Here is a 17,321-nt window from a genome sequence, read left to right as displayed (position 1 = left end):
AGCCCTATAGCCCAAGATAATGCCGTTTGCCCTTAAAAAAGAGGGCACTATTCCACATCGCTGCTGCGCGGATGGGGGGGGGACGTTGGGCTATGCCCGGTTTTAAGCCACGTTGTCGTCGATGAACTTCTTCACCACATCGACATCATTCGGCAGCTCGGTAACGCGGCGCGGGGCATTCATGATGTCCGCGAAACGCTCCGGGCAGTCCGGCTCGCGTCCGGTGGCCTCCAGGATGGTCTCGGAGAACTTTACCGGCAGAGCGGTCTCCAGGCAGACAATTGGGGTGGATACCTGGTCTACCAGGCCGCGGGCGACGTGGATGCCGTCAGCGGTGTGCGGATCGACCATGACCTCTAGGCGCTCCCAGCAGTCCTTGATGGTCTCGACGCGGTCAGCGTGAGTCGAGCGACCGGAGAGGAAACCGTACTGGGCAGAAGCCTCCGGGAAGATCGGATCAGCAGTAAGAGAGAAGCCGCCCTCCTTGACCTTGACACCAAAGAGGTCTGCAGTGCGCTCAGCATCGCGCCCCAGCAGATCGAAGATGAAACGCTCGAAGTTAGACGCGCGGGAGATATCCATCGATGGGGAAGAGGTAGCCTGAGTCTCCGCAGCGCTGCGCACGCGGTAGGCACCCGTGCGGAAGAACTCATCCAAGACATCGTTTTCATTGGTAGCCACAATCAGGCGGTCAATTGGCACACCCATCTGGCGCGCAATATGGCCGGCGCAAATATCACCGAAGTTGCCGGTCGGCACACTGAAGCTGACCTTCTGCGCGTTGTTCGCCTCAGCACCGTTGCCGCCAGTGACACGAATCCACGAGGAGACGTAGTACACGATCTGAGCCATCAGGCGAGCCCAGTTAATCGAGTTGACTGCACCAATGTGGCGGCTGGCCTTGTACTCCAAGTCACCGGAGACGGCCTTAACGATGTCCTGGCAATCGTCGAAGACACCGTCGAGGGCGACGTTGTGAATGTTGGCATCCTGCAGACCAAACATCTGAGCCTGCTGGAACGCGGTCATTCGACCAGCCGGAGTTAGCATGAACACGCTGATTCCCTCACGGCCGCGCATTGCATACTCGGCCGAGGAACCCGTGTCACCAGAGGTGGCGCCGAGGATGTTCAGGGTCTCGCCACGACGAGCCAGCTCATACTCGAAGAACTCACCGAGCAGCTGCATCGCCATATCCTTGAATGCCGCTGTGGGGCCCATGGACAAGTGACCGATGTAGAGCTGATCTTCCAGCTTCGTCACCGGCACAATATCCGGATCGGAGAACTTCGGGTAGGTGTACGCCCGTGCACAGATACCGCGCAAATCCTCCAGTGGAATGTCGTCCACAAAAAGGCTGACGACCTCTGCAGCCAAGGCTGCGTAACCGTCGTCGACAAGCACGGAGCGCCAACGCGTCAAAGTGGCATCGTCAACCTGTGGGTACTCGACCGGCAGGTAGAGGCCACCGTCGTTAGCGAGACCTCCCAGGAGAATGTCTGAGAACTTGTGCGGCGTGCGCTCTGGGTCGCGAGTCGAAATGAAGTCCAAGGCGGGCCCCTTACATGTATGCCAACACCCGCCGCATCGGCCCATAAGAAGGCCTTTTGAAAGATTGCGACGGGGTTGACCGGTGGATGTTTTCTTTAATTTTTACATATGCACCGAAGCCAGTTAGGCCTCGGTTGTGGAAGATGCGGAATTGGCCTCTTCAGCGTCGAAGCTGAGCTCTTCGGAACGGTCGATGACATCATCCTTGGCAAAGCGGTTAACAATCATGGCAATTGCACCGTCTCCAGTGACATTACATGCGGTACCGAAGGAGTCGATGGCGATGTAGGCGGCAATCATCAAAGCGACCTGCTCCTGATCGAAGCCCAGCATGGACTGCAGCACTCCGACCGCGGCCATAATTGCGCCACCTGGAACGCCCGGAGCCGCGATCATGGTGATACCCAAAGTGAGAATGAAGCCGATGGCCATGCCCGGCGAAAGCGGCTTGTCCGCCATGAACATCACGGCAAATGCGAACAGCGTGATTTTCATCATCGAACCGGCCAGGTGGATGGTCGCGCACAGCGGCACGGTAAAGCCTGCGACCTTCTCCGAGACACCATTCTTCAGCGCGGCCTTGTAAGTCACCGGAATGGTAGCGGCCGAGGAGGAGGTACCGAGTGCGGTGGCGTAAGCCGGCAGCATGTTCTTCAGGGACGTCCACGGGCTGCGGCCAGCGATGGCGCCAGCGATGGAGAACTGGATTGCCAACAGGAGCACGGTGCCGATGACTGCCAGAAGCAGCACCTTGAAGAACATCGACAGCGTCGTGGTCAGGTTGCCGTTCATGCCCATAGACAGGAACATGCCGAAGATGTAAATCGGCAGCAGCGGGATGATAAACGCCGAGATGATCTTCATAATCACGTCGCGCAGCTGCGTCGCACCGCGGTAGAGCGAGTCCGACTTCACGGTGGTCATCGCCACACCGACCGTGAAAGCCAGCAACAGGGCGGTCATGACGTCAAACGGCGGTGGCATCTCCACATTGAAGAAGCTCTCCAGCGCGCCCTCATCAATATCCACCGATGCGCCGGCTTGGTCAGCGCCGAGCAGCCAAGGGTAGAGCCCCTGGGTGGCGGCGTAGGCCAATAGACCCGAGAACACCGTCGAGCCGTAGGCGATAGCAGTGGTAATACCCAGCCACTTTCCGGCGCCGCGGCCCAGGCTGGCAATCGCCGGCGTGATGAGGGCAAAAATCAGCACCGGGATAAAGAAGCCCAGGAAGTTACCAAAGAGGCCATTGAAAGTGACAAAAATTCGAGCCAGCCATTCCGGGAAGAAAAAGCTGCAGACAATGCCCAGAATAATCGCGACAATAACGCGGAATAGGAGCGTTTGCGTAAAACGCATTCGGGTACTCATAGTCAATCCTTGTTCGGATGGAATTTACTTCTCTAGCGTGCGGTATTTACGTTATGCAACGCAAATAACCGGGTGTGGTTTTACGCCTTTTCGGCTACCTCTTCTGCAACGGTCTCGTCGGCAAGCACACTCGCCGGGCGATTTGCGCGCTGCTTTCGCGTGACGACGTCAATTGCGTATCCGATCACCGTCGCTGCCAGAGTCGGCAGGAACCATCCGAACTCGATGGTCTGACCAGGTACGAGACTGAGGAAGTCCGCCAAAGCAGAACCACCGACACCCAAACCGGAGAGTACTGAGATACCCGACCAGATGGTGGCAACCCAGACGCCCAGGCGGTAGGTGTAATGCAGCTTGAAGGAGTAGGAAATGACCGGGTCGAGAAGAGTCAGTGCAATCAGAGTGATAGCCGGCGGGTAAATAAAGGTGATGATTGGCGCGGCAATCGCCAGTACCTGAGACAGCCCCTGTGTTGCCATTACGAAGGACATGACCGTGAAGATAATCGCCCATGCCTTGTAACTGATGCCCGGAAGTAGCAGGTTGAAGAACTCGCTGGTGGCGGCAATCAGGCCGACAGCCGTGGTCATACATGCGAGCAGAACGATGAGGCCGAAGATGATTTGTCCGACCTGGCCCATGGCCAGCTTGGAAGCCTCTGCGAGAATGCCCGAGCCGTTATCGAAGGAGGCGGCATTCGGCAGCACCTGGCCGACATAGCCCAGACCCAAGTAGATGATGGCCAGCAAAATGCCGGCGAACAGGCCTGAGATCATTGTGCCGCGAACCATACGCTTGCCCTCTGGGACACCGCTGACGCGGAGGGCAGAAATGACAATGATGCCGAATGCCAGGCCGGCGATGGAGTCCATTGTGAGGTAGCCCTCGACCAGGCCGGAGGCAAATGGGGTAGAGGAGTACTTCTCAATTGGCGCAGCCGGAGCGGCATCGAATTTGAATGCCGACATTCCAACCAATACAACCAAGAGAATTAGCAGAGCCGGGGTGAGGATCTTGCCCAGTTTGGACACAATTTCATTCGGATTCCACGCAAGTGCTAAGGCGATACCGAAGAAAACAAAGTAGAAGGCCGCAGCGACGGCCAGTGAATCACTGCCGAAAATCGGCTGGACACCGGTTTCGTACGACACGGCACCGGTACGCGGCAGAGCGTAGAAAGCACCGATGGAAAGGTATGCGATTACCGGGAAGCCCAAGGAAAAGATGCGGCCCGCGCGGAACGCTAGGTCACGCAGGTTGTTGCCTGAAATGGCGATGGCGATGATGGCCAGAACTGGCAACGCCACACCGGTGAGCAGGAAGCCGGTGATTGAGGGGCCAAAATTGGTACCGGAATCCACTCCGAGCTTCGGCGGGAAGATGAGGTTGCCCGCGCCGAAGAACATCGAAAACAGCATGAGAGCTGTAACAACGATAATGGAAGCGAAAGACTTCGGGGACTCCACTTCGCTCGACTTGGTCATGAGAATTGTGTTCTTTCTAAATTAGTGTCGCCCGTAAGGTCAAGGGCGATGCTGCAAGCTGCTGTGGCGATGCCATTGTTGCCGGTGCTGCGGTGGCGCAAACGCCCGTTACAGCAGCGCAATTGCAGTTCGTGTGCCCATGTAGATGAAAGGCCACGATGTCGAAAACTGACACTCTTAATGTGAAATTGTGAATTTTCACGGGCTGGGTGGAGCCTGATGCGTGAATTAAGTTGCGGCTTGTATGATCCGTCTTTATTTGAATTATTAAGGGGCTTCGACGGCGTTGGTGGTGCCGACGAAGGCACTCTATTTATCCTAATGGGGCGTTCGAGAGAGGGAAAATCAAGAAATTTCCCAGAAAATTTGCTGCCTGTGATGGGGCAGCGAACATAAGAGAAAGAGCCTGGCGCACACGTTTACGCTGACAGCGTGTGTACGCCAGGCTTAGTGCTAATTCCGTCGCTCTACAGCAGATCCTTCACCTTCGGATCCACCAGCGCGGTCACTGCGGCCTTCGCATCGGCCGCAGTTTCGGCATCGACAGCGTATGCTGCCATCTGCTGGCAGGTAGCGCGGTCGTGGAGGCGGAGAGCGGCGCGGACGGCCGGCACCTTCTTGGAAGCCATGGACAGCGAGCTCACGCCGAGGCCCACCAGGACCAGTGCCAGCAGCGGGTCACCGCCGGCTTCACCGCAGACACTAATGGGCTTGCCGGTAGCATTGCCGCCCTTGCATGCGGACTTAATCATTTGCAGCACAGCCGGCTGCCATGGAGATAGGAAATCCGCCAGAGCCCCCTGCATACGGTCGGCCGCCATAGTGTACTGCGACAAGTCGTTAGTACCAATGGAGGCAAAGTCCACAATGGACAGCAGCTGCTTCGCACGAATCGCTGCTGCGGGGACCTCAATCATGATGCCGACCTTCGGCAGGCCACGCTCACGCGCTTTGTCCGCAAACCACTTTGTTTCTTCGACCGTTGCGATCATCGGAGCCATAACCCGTAGGTCAGCCTTGCGCCCGGTGGCGTCAAACGCAGCGGCGAGTGCATCCAGCTGCGTATCCAGCAAATCTTCCCGAGCCTGCGACAGGCGCAGTCCGCGGCGACCCAGCGCCGGGTTTTCTTCCTCGCCTAGGTCGGCAAAGCTCAGCGGCTTATCCGCACCCGCATCCAGCGTGCGCACAACCACGCGTCGCTCACCGAATGCCTTCAGCACACGAGTGTAGGTTTCCGTTTGTTCTTCCAAACTCGGAGCCTTGTCGCGGTCGAGGAAAAGGAACTCAGTACGGAACAGGCCGGTGCCCTCATTATCCTGCGCTGCCGCAGACTCACCATCTTCCGCGGTACCAATGTTGGCCAGCAGATTCACCGGGTAACCATCAGCGGTCTTGCCTGCGCCCACAGACTGCGCTAGGGCTGCTTCCCGGCGTCGAGCGCGCTCTTCCAACGCGGCGACCTCATCGGCGGTCGGATTCGCAATCACCTCACCGGCGCCGCCGTCAATGGCGACGAAGGTTCCGGCCTCGAGTTCCATGACGCCCTTCGCCTTAACGACGGCTGGAATGCCCAGCTGTGCTGCGAGGATAGCCGTGTGACTGGTCGGCCCGCCACCAGCGGTGGCAATGCCTACGACCAACTCGGGGTCAAGACCCACGGTTTCGGCGGGCGCGAGATCGTCGGCAAGCAGAATAGTTGGGGTGGAGACATCCGGGACGCCCGGTTTTGGCAGGCCACGCAGCTCGCAAATTGTGCGGTCGCGAACATCGTAGAGGTCGGTGACACGTTCAGCCATGTAGCCACCGAGACTGGTTAGGAGCTGCGCGTAGTCTTCAACGGCATCGTGAACGGCCTGGGTGATGCCGGAGCCTGCCTTGAGTTTCTTCACCACGGCCTTGGCGAGCGCCCTATCGGAAGCCAGTTGCGCAGTGGCCTCCAGAATCGGGCGTGCCTGCGGGCTGGAGTGCTCAGCCTGCTTCTTCAGCGACTCTGCGACGTTGGCCATCGTCGCGCGGACGCGCTCACCATCGGCGACGGGATCGGTCGACGACGGCTCTTGAGTATCAACTCCCGGGGCGGGGAGTACCTTTACTACTTCAGCGCTGGCCGTACCGGTCGAGACACCGATGCCATAGATGACAGTGTGCTGCTCGTTCATTGCTTCCGATCTCCTTTTCGGGACCTCTGCGGGGATACTCGTCGGTCGTGGTGTGCCGTGGTGTTATCCAGGAGCGTTCTAGCTGGGCTTACTCGGCATCAAGGTCGCGCTCGAGCATGGCTGCAAGCTCGTCCAGAGCTGCAGCTGCGGAGTCGTCCTCGCAGCTCAGCGTGACTTCGTCGCCGTGCTTAGCGCCGAGGGTCATGACCTCCAGGATCGAGGCGGCATCGGCCTCTTCGTCGTCAAGGGAAATGACAATGTCGTAGTCGTACTCAGCAGCAGCCTGAGTGAACAGGGAAGCCGGGCGAGCGTGCAGGCCTACGGAGGAACCGATGGTAGCGGTACGAGTAATCATGGTTGAATCCTTTCGGGTCGAATATGTGAAATTTTCTGACTCAGGCACAGTGCCTGTACACCCCACCGCTGGTGCTTGCTTAGCATCAACGTCGCGCACGCTCCGGGAAGCCCTGGAGGCGGTGGGAGATACAGCCGCTGCCTGCACAATGCGTGCAATGTGCAGGGTGAGGTAGGAAACTTCGTCTTCCGTCAACCCCGACCCCAGACGCAGTTCAATGACTGCGGAAATACGCTGTGCGCAGCGAAACGCCTCTGGGGCGGAGTCACGGATGGCCTGGCCAATAGCGGAGGAGTGATCTTTCAACTGCTCATGCTTGGCAATCCGGACGAACAGGTAGCGCAGGTGTGTGATGAAGCGCCCCACATTGACAGTCTCTGGCTCCAGCGTGATGCCAAAATCACTTTCAATGATTGTGAGCAGCTGCTGCAGGACGCCCGTCATGGTGTAGGTGAAGCTCAAATCACCCGTAGAAAAACCAGCATTGACCAGGTGTAACGTAATCGCCACCGCTTCTGGGCGGGGCAATGGCGCTATACGACGGTCATTGAGGGCGCGATTGATATGCGACAAAATCGCCTGCGCCTGCGCGTATTCTTCACTATAAAGTTGGCTGACTTCCGCGAGCAGCGGGTAATCGGCTCGCTGCCCGTTAGCTGCCCTCATGATGGCGAAACCAATGTGATCGGCCAACGCCACAAGGAGGGAAGCGTTCTTCGTCATTGATTCCGGCAGGCCGGCTGCGGTTACCGCATCGGTCACAAGAGTCATGTGAGCCAGCGGAATTTCTGTGAGCATCGTGGCAATATGGTCCGGATCGCGGCCTTCTGCCGGGACGAAGATTCGGACTACTTTGCTCGAATCAACCGGCTGTCCCGGGCGAGCCTTGAACCCAATTCCGCGGCCGGTGATGATTTTCTCGCCGGTCGCGTCCTTGGCCAGGACCACGTTGTTATTGAATACTCTCAGGATTTCCATGTCGGTAACCGTGAACTCCTCCATAAGTTGAGGGATTTCAGGCCGGTATGCCTTCTAGAAATCAATTATGGCTGAACCTCGATGACCATGTCGCCGGCTTGGACAGAGATGCCGGTGACCGGGGAAACCTTGGTTAGCTTCTTGGTATTGGTGATGGTCATCAGTGTCGTGGTTGGGTAGCCAGCTTCCTTGACCTTGTCGAAATCGACCTCGGCAAGAACATCGCCGGCCTCGACGTGCTGCTTCTTGGAAACCTGGACATCGAAGCCTTCACCGGCCATCTTGACCGTGTCGATACCGACGTGGACGAGTACCTCTACACCGTCATCGGTCTTAATACCGAAGGCGTGACCGGTCTTTGCCACAGTCATCAACGTGCCCGATACGGGTGCGACCACGGTAGAACTGGTCGGCTTGATACCGACACCGTCACCGAGAGCACCGGAGGCAAAGACCGCGTCGCCGGCCTCAGCAAGGCTGACAACCTCACCGGCAACCGGGGCCTGCACCTGTACAGGCTTGGTATCAACGGCAGTTGCGACACCACCGGCGCCAGCTGCCGCAGCAGCCGGTGCGGCAGCCTCGGCGTTGGTACCAGCGTCACCGGAAGCCTCAGCTGGAGCCGAATCGGAGCCACTGGTGGCAGCGTGTGGGGTGGCGTCGCTGGGCTCGTCGTCAAGCTCTGCGGCGCGTGCGGCCTCGGCCTCAGCCTTCTCTTCCGGCGTGCGGTAGTCGGTGAGAATGATGGCGAACATGGCGACGAAGAATGCCACGGCGACGGAAATCAGGTAGACCCACATCGGTTTGAACACGACAGTGGTGATGAGGGAGGTGAAGACGAAGGCGTTGGTTGTCACACCACCGAACGGAGCCGACAGGATGGCGATAGTCAGACCGCCGGCGAAACAGCCGAGCAGCATGCGCGGGTAAATCCGCTTGAAGCGCAGGTGAATACCGTAGAGGGACGGCTCGGAGATACCACCGAAGAGACCGGCAGCGAGTGCACCCGTTGCAGTTTGGCGCATCTGAGTGTCGTGGTCGCGCATGGAAAGAACCAGCACACCGGCAGTTGCTCCGAAGCAGGCGAAGTTCCAGGCACCCATCGGGCCTTGGATGAAGTCGTAGCCGAGAGTCTGGATATTGACCAGCATCAGCGCATTCAGTGGCCAGTGCAGACCCAGTGGCACCAGGAACGGGTAGAGCATCGGGATGAGAATTGCGAACACAAACGGTGCGTTCGAGTTCATCCATGCCAGGCCGGAGCCGATGCCGTTACCCAGCCAGATTCCCAGTGGGCCGATGAGGAAAGCGGTCAGCGGAATCATAATCAACATGGAGATAAACGGCACGAAGACCATCTGCACATTCTCCGGGAAGATCTTCTTCAAACCGTGGTAGACCACTGCCAGGATGGCGACCATGATCAGCGGTACAAAGACCTGTCCGCCGTAGTCATTGAGCTGCATTGGCAGGCCGAAGATGTTGGCGGTGAAAGTTTCGGTACCGAGTTCCTCGTTGACTGTCTTGATGGTGTCCGAGAAGCGATCGGTATCCTGCAGACTCATAAACTCCGGCGTCATTAGGGCAGCCATGATGGCTGCGCCCAGCCATGGATCTACCCGCAGCTTCTTCGCTGCGTTGTAGGCGACCATGATTGGCAGGAAGTAGAAGACGCTGCGCCACATGGCATCGACGAAAATCCAGGTGGCGGACTTATCCTCAGCGCGGAAGTCGACGATGTTCAGGCCGTCGAGTACAGCCGCAATCGCGATAATCAGCGATGCACCCAACAGCACGCCCAGGATTGGGCGGAAGGAATCCGAGAGGTACTCGAAGAAATTGTCCAGCCAGGAGTACTTGCCGCGTGCCTTCGAGCGAGCTTCTGCCTTAACGTCTGCGTCGGACTTAGTGGCGACTGCGCCGGCACCCTTCATTTCCGGTAGGTGCTTAATGGCCGTGTACATCGATTCGACGCCACCGCCACAGATGACCTGGTAGCGGTTATCGCCCTGGTGAACGACACCGAGTACGCCCGGCACCTTGTCAATCTTGTCCTCGTTGATCTTGGAGACATCACCGAGTTCAAAACGCAGACGCGTCGCACAGTGCGTCATGCTTGTGATGTTTCCGGGTCCACCGAGGTTTTCAACTATTGCCCTCGCGCTGGAATCTTTTGACGACCCCATCGTGACCTTCCTTCACAGTAAGCAGGGCCGTTAAACGCAAAAAGACCCGAGGCGCCACAAACTGTGGGCCTCAGGTCTTGCCTCAAAAGAGTAACAACCCTGGGTTGATATCTATTAACTTCGACCCTACTCCGCTTTACATAGTTTTGACAAGGTAGTAATTCAAGCTCAAATTTCACATTTGGGGATAGCCTGGATTGCCTGTGGACAACCGCATGCAACCTATTTCGCGCTCAGTGCGGAAGTCGTAAGGTGGCAGCTATGAGGATTGGAGTTTTAGGTGTAGGAGCTGTCGGCGGCTGGTTTGGCGGTCGCCTCGTGCAAGCGGGTTATGATGTCGTCTTTCTCGCCCGCGGCGAGACCCTGACACGTCTTCGTGAGGTGGGGCTCACGCTTATCGACGAGCACGGGGAACGCAGCATTATCCCCGTCAAAGCAGCCGACAATTGGGGTGAACTCACTGCCGATGGCGTCGACGTCGATGTTGTGATTGCGGCAACCAAGGCGCTGCCGGGCAACGATCCTTTCCCGCAAGTTCCGGCTGGTGCAGCAGTGGTGACCACCCATAACTCGGTGGAAATCCCTTATTTGGCAGCGGGGCGGTTCGGTGAAGACAAGGTGTTCCCGGGTGTTATCCGCGGTTTCTTTATCCACACTGGCCCGGCAGAAGTCACCTTCCGACCAGGACCGATGAGCCTGAACATCGGCACATTCGATGACTCCACTAATGACCTGGTCGGGGCAGTTATCGAGGCATTGCACATGGCTGGGCTCGGTGGCGAACAGCTCCCGGATATCTGGGTCGATATCTGGGCAAAAGCGATGTTCGTGGCTAACCTCGGTGCCCTAGGTGCCCTGGCTGATAGTCCGATTGGTTACTTGCGTTCGGAAATGCGCGACAGCTTGACGCGGATGTTTGAAGAAACCGAGGCAGTCGGTCGAGCCTGCGGCGTTGCGCTGCCAGAGGACATCGTGTCGCGGACCTTGGCCTTTACTGATGATCAAGGGTACGACAACACCTCGTCGATGCAGCGCGACTACACCGCGGGACTTACCAATGAGCTCGATGCCCAGATTGGCGCGATCCGCCGGATGGGGCAGAAGGCGAAAGTGGAAACGCCGACGCTGGATCTGGTGTATGGCGCTCTGGTTGGGCGTCAACACAAGCATATGAATTAAGAGCTGCGGTGCTCAGCTAAGTCAAACCGGAATTGGGGGATTGGAAAGACTGATGAAAATTGGATCGGACTACACGGAAAACAATGGGCTCATCATCGGTGAGGATGGATTGGCTCGACCGGCATGGGCTGCTCACAGTGAGCTGCTGAGAGAGTACTACGACACCGAGTGGGGGATGCCGGTGCGCGATGAGCAAGGACTATTCGAACGGCTCAGCCTGGAGGTATTTCAGGCGGGGTTGTCGTGGGAGACAGTGCTGAAGAAGCGGCCCGCGTTTCAGGAAGCCTTCGCGAACTTCGACCCCGATGCGGTTGCTGATTTCGATGACGAAGATGTCGAAAGATTGATGAATGATGAACGAATCATTCGGAATCACAGGAAGATTACCGCGGTAATCAATAACGCCGCCGCGACTATTGCCTTGCGTGAAAACGGCGGCTTAGCCGAGTTGATGTGGTCGTTTAAACCGGAGAAGTCTCCCGAGCCACGTTCAATCGAAGAGGTGCCCAGCTTCTCCGAGGAGTCCGAGGCGCTTGCCAAGGCATTGAAGAAAGCTGGTTTTAAGTTCGTAGGCCCCACCACGGTCTTTGCATCAATGGCTGCCGTGGGGATTGTCGATATCAACATTGTTGGCGCACATCGGCGCGGTGCCTCTGGCGTTTTTGACTAGGGGGGGGAAGAGGAGCTTGACTAGTTAGGGGGAAAGAAAAAGAGCGTGCCAACCGGCACGCTCAAAATCTTTCGGTTCGTGTCGAACTACTTGTTCTCGTAGGAGTCGGAGTAGTTCTGGCCGTCCTCAGAGGTCCACTTCATGGTGTCCTTAGTGAACGGCTGCTCCCAGCCGTTTTCAATCTCCGACTCCGGTGCGGTCGGCAGACCAATCTCGTTTTCCAGTGCACCGTTGGCAACCCAGGTCTCGCGAATCTTACCGATCAGCGGCTGTGCACCATTAGTCTCTGGGGACTCAACGAAGGTGACGTTCTCGTATTCAGCGGCAACCGCGTCGCCGACCTTCTTAGCGGACTTGAACTCGCCAGCCTCAGAATCGTACGGGGAGGTGAAGGAAGAAGCTGCCTCGGTGATGGACTCAGGCAGGTCAGCCTCTGCCACATCCTCGCCAGCAGCGTCGCCCAGCCCCAGACCGTTCATAGCCTCGTTAGCCTTGTCCTTAGCGCCATCAGCAGCCTCGCCAGCCTTGTCCTTAGCGCCATCAGCAGCCTCGCCAGCCTTGTCCTTAGCTCCGTCCATAGCGTCGCCAGCCTTATCAGTGGCGTCGGTTGCTACCTGGCCCGCCTGATCCTTGGCGTTGTTAGCAGCATCCTGTGCGTCATCGGAAGAACATGCAGCCAGGCCGCCGAGAAGAGCGGCGGAGCCAACGATTGCGGTAGCGATACCGGTCATCTTCTTGTTCTGCATTTCAAAACCACTTTCTTGAGAGCTAACTAAGTTACCTATTCAATTATTGGCATCTTCCACTATTTGTCCGAATTAAATTCAAAGAGAAATTGACAATTCTTTTGAATATCGGACATTCGAAGATGGTGTGGCTTCAAAGCCGTACAGAAAGAACACTAGGTAATTCTGGGGCCTGTGCAAGTCAAATGGCGCGAATCTGTGCGCTCTATGCTCTATTTGTTACCGAATTTGCGTGATTGCGAAATTGGAATAGTGCTGGTGAGGGCGTTGCGAGTAACGGAAAGGTATCAATCTTATTAAGCTTGACGTTTATTGCTTATTTTCTTTCTCTGCGTGGTTGGAGCCGCGGGCATCGTCGTCAAGCGTGTACTCGCCATCTGGCAGGACGAACCAGGCCAAGAGGTAAAGAGCTAGGAACCCAGCGCCAATCTTCCAGCCAATCATCGATCCAACGCAGGGAAGGATGATGTAGACCATTCGTGTGAAAGTGATATCCCAGCCTTGGCTTTCCGCGATTCCTGCGAGGATGCCACCGAGGAGGCGGTCATTACGCGAGCGGTAAATTTTCTTGGTGGGTTTTTCGGGAGCGGCGTCGCTCATTAGATAAATACTCCAAGGTATGGCTATTTAGGTATTTTTCGGTCGACCGCGCTTATACGTAAGTTTCCTTCGGCATGATAATCCATGCTGCGAGGTAGAGAAGAAACTGCGGACCAGGCATCAGGAAAGACGCGACAAATATAACGCGCAGCAAAGTCGCATCCCAGTTGAAATACTCAGCGAATCCACCGAGTACACCTGCAACCATTTTGTTATTGGTGGAACGGGTCAGTGACTTGTTGTTCATAACAATCAAGGGTAGCCCCAATCCGTTTAGTTCGCAGTGGTGCTAGCTCTACTAAATGTGCCGACTAAAAACAGCGTGTCCCAGCTAAAAACACCGCTACCCCAATACGGTTAGGTGGGGTAGCGGTGTGGGCGTCGTCAAGCGAGCTTTTACGGGGCGAATGCTAGCAGTCGTAGTAGAGCTCGAACTCCTGCGTCGTCGGGCGCAGACGTGCCGGCATAATCTCCTGCTCGAACTTGTAGCGGATATGCGCGTCGATGAGATCCTGTGTGAAGACATCGCCGGCAAGCAGGAACTCGTGGTCCTCTTCCAGCGCCTTCAGCGCACCCTCCAGCGAATGCGGGACGGTGGGGACGTCCTTGAGTTCCTCTGGTGGCAGCTCGTAGAGATCCTTGTCAATCGGCTTGCCAGGCTCGATGCGGTTCTTGATGCCGTCGAGACCAGCCATCATTGCGGCGGTGAAAGCCAAGTACGGGTTGCCCGACGGGTCCGGAGCGCGGAACTCGATGCGCTTGGCCTTCGGGTTTGCGCCGGTAATCGGGATTCGGATGGCGGCCGAGCGGTTCTCCTGGCTGTAGACCAAGTTGACGGGAGCCTCGAATCCCGGAACCAGGCGGTGGTAGCTGTTCATTGTCGGGTTGGTGAAAGCCAGGACTGCACCGGCGTGCTTCAAGATGCCGCCAATGTAGTAGCGCGCCATGTCGGACAGGCCACCGTAACCGTTTTCATCGTGGAATAGTGGCTTGCCATCCTTCCACAGTGACTGGTGGATGTGCATACCAGAGCCGCCATCGCCGGCCAACGGCTTCGGCATGAAGGTAGCGGACTTCTGGTTGAACTTGGCGGTGTTCTTCACCACGTACTTGAAAGTCTGCATGTCATCGGCGGCGTGCAGCAGGGTATTGAAACGATAGTTAATCTCCTGCTGACCGCCGGAGCCCATCTCGTGGTGGGAGCGCTCAACATGGAAGCCAACATCCTGCAGGTGCTCGCCGATTTCGTCACGAAGATCCTGCATGTGGTCATACGGAGCAGTAGGGAAGTAGCCGCCTTTGGTGCGCACCTTGTGGCCGAGGTTGCGCGATCCGTCCGGGTTTACCTTCACACCGGAGTTCCACCAGCCCTCAACCGAGTCCACCTCGTGGAATGACTTGTTTGAACTGGAGTCGTAGCGGACGGAGTCGAAGATGTAGAACTCTGCCTCAGCGCCAAAATTACAGGTATCGGCGAAGCCCAGTTCGTTCAGGTAGTTCTCGGCCTTACGGGCAATATTGCGCGGGTCGCGGCTAAATGGCTCGCGGGTGTGCGGGTCATGGACGAAGAACTTCATGTTCAGCGTCTTCGATTTGCGGAACGGGTCGATGAAAGCCGTGTCCAGGTCGGGCAGCAGCATCATGTCGGAGTTATCCACCGAGGTGTAACCCGCAATGGACGATCCGTCGAAGGCAAGGCCCTCGTAAGCGGAGTCCTCATCAAACTCGGATACCGGAACGGTTAGGTGCTGTTCGATGCCGGGAACGTCGGTGAACTGGACGTCTACCCAGCGAATGTCATTGTCCCGGATGTATCGTTGGATTCCTTCCGGAGTTGTCTGGTCACTGCTGGGTTTGAACTTACCCATTGGTAAAACTCGCCTACTTCGCGTCTAGCTTGTTGAGCTTACTAATCGTGTTGTCGAACTTACTGGTCACTATTACTTCAGCAGCGGAACATCCCACAGGTTCAGCTTGGTGCCGATGCCCTTTGCCAGGGCGTTGTCGTAGACATCGGTGGCCCAGGCGACGTCCTCGACTGGCATGCCTCCGATGGAGTAGCAGAAGATTTCCTCGTCGTTCTGGCGACCCGGGGCCTTACCGGAAGCGATATCGCCGATGTTGACAAGCTTCTCGGCGGGAAGAGTGCCCTCTTCCTTCATGTCCCACCAGCGGTTACCCGGAATACCGAGCAAGCGCTCATAGGTCACGTCTGGGCCGTTCTCGTTGAACCACTCTTCGTACAGGCCGGTGTAGTCAACGACGAGGTTGCAGTCGTCGGAACGCACGAAGTCGTCGTCGAGGCGTGCAGCGGCTGGCATGAGCAGCAGCGCGCCGGGCTTCAGGTACTCCTTCTTGAAGTACGGGAAACCGGACGGGCCATCGGAGGAAGTCGAGGTGCCGGCGATGAGGATGTCGGAGTCGCGGATGGCCTCTTCTTCGGTCTCGACGATACGGACCTCTTCAAGCTGTGGGAACTCGTCCTTAATCCAATCGACAGCCTTCTGGGTCGAAGCCTGGGAGCGGCCCTTGACCTTGACCTTCTTGATGCCCGGACGCTGCGACATGGCAGAGCCGAGAATGGTGCGGCTCATAACACCCGGGCCAATGATGCCAACGACCTCGGCGTCTTCGACGGCAAGGTGCTTGACGCCGACACCCGGAACAGCGCCAGTGCGGTATGCCGACAGGAGGTTTGCCGACATGACAGCCTTCGGGGCACCCGTAATTGCATCGTTGAGAATGAACAGGTGGATCGAACGTGGCAGGTCGTTCTGGCGGTTATCGGCATTGGAGCCGTACCACTTCACACCTGCGCCGTTGAAGCGACCACCGAGGTAAGCGGGCATTGCCATGAAACGACGGTCAGGGCCATTTGCCGGCATACCCTCATGGATTGGGTTATCCGGGAAGTTGATCTGGGCACCGTGGGAGTTAGCGGAAGCGCCGGCCATCCGGTAGTCGCCGTCGGCCAGCAGAATCAGGGTTTCTTCCATGGTCTCAACACACTTGGCGAAATCCGTGACACCAGCTTCAACCATGTCAGGTTCGCTGAGGTAGAGAAAATCAATGCGAGTTGAGTTTTCTGGGTTGGCAGCGTTTTCGTTAGTCAAGAATGCTCAAATCCTTCTTAATGTTCATCGGCCACCCTATGCGGCGGCTGGGCTTAAGTTATTCCAGATGCATGCTCTCCAGAATCAATCAAAACGCCTCGGCGCGGGCTCTCGAGGCGCCATTTCCGAGGGGTATGTCGTACCACCATACGGAAAAACCACAGCGTAGGGGGCGTTTACGCAGTTTTCAGCACGCCATTTCTGCTTTACGACGGTCACAGCGACAGAGCCCAATTTCCGTCAATAAGTTGCCCGTAATAACTACTTCGACATGCACAATTGATACTTTTTGAGAACGATTACAGATGAGTGAATTATCCTCCCACGCATCAATGTTTATGAACTTTGTCACATGTCATTAAGTTGCGACACATTTCTGGTTCAACGGGCGTGATTGCCTGGCGTCCTACCTTCGCAGCATGCCCCATCCGCTCTTGGTGTCCGCCCCCTTGCGGTGTCCCTCGCATCCGTCCCTCGTGTTGTCCCTAGCGCCACCCTCGCACTTATGGCCACTTTTCTGGCACTTATCGATGATTTTCCTTCACTCATCGACGATTTTTCATCACTTATCGACGGCTGTCCGGCACTTATGCGCACGGTATCCTCCCCACCCTGTCACTTGTCGATGCGCTGTTCACTTATGGCCACGCTATAGCGCATCGACAAGTGAATATTGCATCGATAAGACTGGGGCGGAGAGTGTGCAACTCTACTCGTGCAGGAGTCGCGGCCCTTTTGTGGTGGTGTATGACCCTGTTCAGGGGAGTGGCCCGGAACCGCGCACAAATTCGTGCTCACATACGCGCGCGTATGCGGGCCCAGGCGCCCGCAGCCAGCATGACCGCAATGAAAAACCGCCTGACCACATTAACTGTGGTCAGGCGGCATCTAACAAGCTCGTTGGGCGGCCATGAGGAGCAATGGGGGGGGGG

13 protein-coding genes and 1 pseudogene are annotated in these 17,321 nt (G+C 57.1%); 2 read left to right on the top strand and 12 right to left on the bottom strand.

The features are described from left to right. Positions 1–102 precede the first annotated feature (102 nt). The 7 genes and pseudogenes from thrC to HMPREF2547_RS09540 form a co-directional block, all read right to left on the bottom strand. Positions 103–1,551, bottom strand: a complete 1,449-nt coding sequence (gene thrC / locus HMPREF2547_RS09565) for a threonine synthase (RefSeq protein WP_049189589.1) — start codon at positions 1,549–1,551, stop codon at positions 103–105. A gap of 123 nt (positions 1,552–1,674) precedes the next feature. After that, positions 1,675–2,919 carry a dicarboxylate/amino acid:cation symporter gene (locus HMPREF2547_RS09560; RefSeq protein ID WP_070605667.1) on the bottom strand — a complete coding sequence of 415 codons (1,245 nt, stop codon included), beginning with the start codon at positions 2,917–2,919 and terminating at the stop codon, positions 1,675–1,677. A gap of 80 nt (positions 2,920–2,999) precedes the next feature. Continuing rightward, positions 3,000–4,403, bottom strand: coding sequence for a branched-chain amino acid transport system II carrier protein (gene brnQ / locus HMPREF2547_RS09555; protein ID WP_070605665.1), 1,404 nt, complete (start codon positions 4,401–4,403; stop codon positions 3,000–3,002). A gap of 467 nt (positions 4,404–4,870) precedes the next feature. Continuing rightward, positions 4,871–6,562 carry a phosphoenolpyruvate--protein phosphotransferase gene (gene ptsP, locus HMPREF2547_RS09550; protein WP_070605663.1) on the bottom strand — a complete coding sequence of 564 codons (1,692 nt, stop codon included), beginning with the start codon at positions 6,560–6,562 and terminating at the stop codon, positions 4,871–4,873. A gap of 88 nt (positions 6,563–6,650) precedes the next feature. After that, positions 6,651–6,917, bottom strand: a complete 267-nt coding sequence (locus HMPREF2547_RS11025; RefSeq protein ID WP_224433282.1) for an HPr family phosphocarrier protein — start codon at positions 6,915–6,917, stop codon at positions 6,651–6,653. A 162-nt stretch (positions 6,918–7,079) separates the two neighbouring features. Continuing rightward, positions 7,080–7,895, bottom strand: a pseudogene (locus tag HMPREF2547_RS11020) (PRD domain-containing protein); the annotation flags it as partial. A gap of 65 nt (positions 7,896–7,960) precedes the next feature. Further along, positions 7,961–10,081 (bottom strand): glucose PTS transporter subunit IIA, encoded by a 2,121-nt coding sequence (locus HMPREF2547_RS09540; protein ID WP_016423055.1) that lies wholly within the window; start codon positions 10,079–10,081, stop codon positions 7,961–7,963. Positions 10,082–10,342: 261 nt separating this feature from the next. Here HMPREF2547_RS09540 and HMPREF2547_RS09535 point away from each other — a divergent pair, with 261 nt between their 5' ends. Further along, positions 10,343–11,260: a 2-dehydropantoate 2-reductase gene (locus HMPREF2547_RS09535; RefSeq protein WP_049192897.1), complete on the top strand. Its 918-nt coding sequence runs from the start codon at positions 10,343–10,345 to the stop codon at positions 11,258–11,260. Positions 11,261–11,312: 52 nt separating this feature from the next. Further along, the gene (locus HMPREF2547_RS09530; RefSeq protein ID WP_049192898.1) at positions 11,313–11,930 is read left to right on the top strand and encodes a DNA-3-methyladenine glycosylase I; all 618 of its coding nucleotides are present in this window, start codon (positions 11,313–11,315) and stop codon (positions 11,928–11,930) included. An 86-nt stretch (positions 11,931–12,016) separates the two neighbouring features. On the opposite strand, the gene HMPREF2547_RS09525 is transcribed toward HMPREF2547_RS09530, so the two are convergent. From HMPREF2547_RS09525 to HMPREF2547_RS09505, 5 genes are all read right to left on the bottom strand, one after another. Continuing rightward, positions 12,017–12,676 (bottom strand): hypothetical protein, encoded by a 660-nt coding sequence (locus HMPREF2547_RS09525; protein WP_070605660.1) that lies wholly within the window; start codon positions 12,674–12,676, stop codon positions 12,017–12,019. Positions 12,677–12,985: 309 nt separating this feature from the next. Continuing rightward, positions 12,986–13,276, bottom strand: a complete 291-nt coding sequence (locus tag HMPREF2547_RS09520; RefSeq protein ID WP_049192900.1) for a PspC domain-containing protein — start codon at positions 13,274–13,276, stop codon at positions 12,986–12,988. Between the two features lie 52 nt (positions 13,277–13,328). Then, a complete protein-coding gene (locus tag HMPREF2547_RS09515) occupies positions 13,329–13,523 on the bottom strand; it encodes a PspC domain-containing protein (protein WP_048732581.1) in 195 nt (64 codons plus the stop codon). Between the two features lie 163 nt (positions 13,524–13,686). Further along, positions 13,687–15,144, bottom strand: a complete 1,458-nt coding sequence (gene glnA / locus HMPREF2547_RS09510; RefSeq protein WP_048732579.1) for a type I glutamate--ammonia ligase — start codon at positions 15,142–15,144, stop codon at positions 13,687–13,689. 72 nt (positions 15,145–15,216) lie between these two features. Continuing rightward, positions 15,217–16,389, bottom strand: coding sequence for an ornithine cyclodeaminase family protein (locus HMPREF2547_RS09505; RefSeq protein ID WP_070605658.1), 1,173 nt, complete (start codon positions 16,387–16,389; stop codon positions 15,217–15,219). Positions 16,390–17,321 lie beyond the last annotated feature (932 nt).

The sequence above is a fragment of the Corynebacterium sp. HMSC055G02 genome, from assembly GCF_001809065.1.
Taxonomy (GTDB): Bacteria; Actinomycetota; Actinomycetes; order Mycobacteriales; family Mycobacteriaceae; genus Corynebacterium; species Corynebacterium jeikeium_D.
This window is presented reverse-complemented; position numbering and strand designations above follow the sequence as displayed.

Excerpts from the sequence above, each read along its gene's own strand:
- HMPREF2547_RS11025 (WP_224433282.1), bottom strand. The coding sequence starts at position 6,917 with ATGATTACTCGTACCGCTACCATCGGTTCCTCCGTAGGCCTGCACGCT.
- glnA (WP_048732579.1), bottom strand. The coding sequence starts at position 15,144 with ATGGGTAAGTTCAAACCCAGCAGTGACCAGACAACTCCGGAAGGAATC.
- HMPREF2547_RS09530 (WP_049192898.1), top strand. The coding sequence starts at position 11,313 with ATGAAAATTGGATCGGACTACACGGAAAACAATGGGCTCATCATCGGT.
- HMPREF2547_RS09520 (WP_049192900.1), bottom strand. The coding sequence starts at position 13,276 with ATGAGCGACGCCGCTCCCGAAAAACCCACCAAGAAAATTTACCGCTCG.
- HMPREF2547_RS09515 (WP_048732581.1), bottom strand. The coding sequence starts at position 13,523 with ATGAACAACAAGTCACTGACCCGTTCCACCAATAACAAAATGGTTGCA.
- HMPREF2547_RS09535 (WP_049192897.1), top strand. The coding sequence starts at position 10,343 with ATGAGGATTGGAGTTTTAGGTGTAGGAGCTGTCGGCGGCTGGTTTGGC.
- HMPREF2547_RS09540 (WP_016423055.1), bottom strand. The coding sequence starts at position 10,081 with ATGGGGTCGTCAAAAGATTCCAGCGCGAGGGCAATAGTTGAAAACCTC.
- HMPREF2547_RS09525 (WP_070605660.1), bottom strand. The coding sequence starts at position 12,676 with ATGCAGAACAAGAAGATGACCGGTATCGCTACCGCAATCGTTGGCTCC.
- HMPREF2547_RS09560 (WP_070605667.1), bottom strand. The coding sequence starts at position 2,919 with ATGAGTACCCGAATGCGTTTTACGCAAACGCTCCTATTCCGCGTTATT.
- brnQ (WP_070605665.1), bottom strand. The coding sequence starts at position 4,403 with ATGACCAAGTCGAGCGAAGTGGAGTCCCCGAAGTCTTTCGCTTCCATT.
- ptsP (WP_070605663.1), bottom strand. The coding sequence starts at position 6,562 with ATGAACGAGCAGCACACTGTCATCTATGGCATCGGTGTCTCGACCGGT.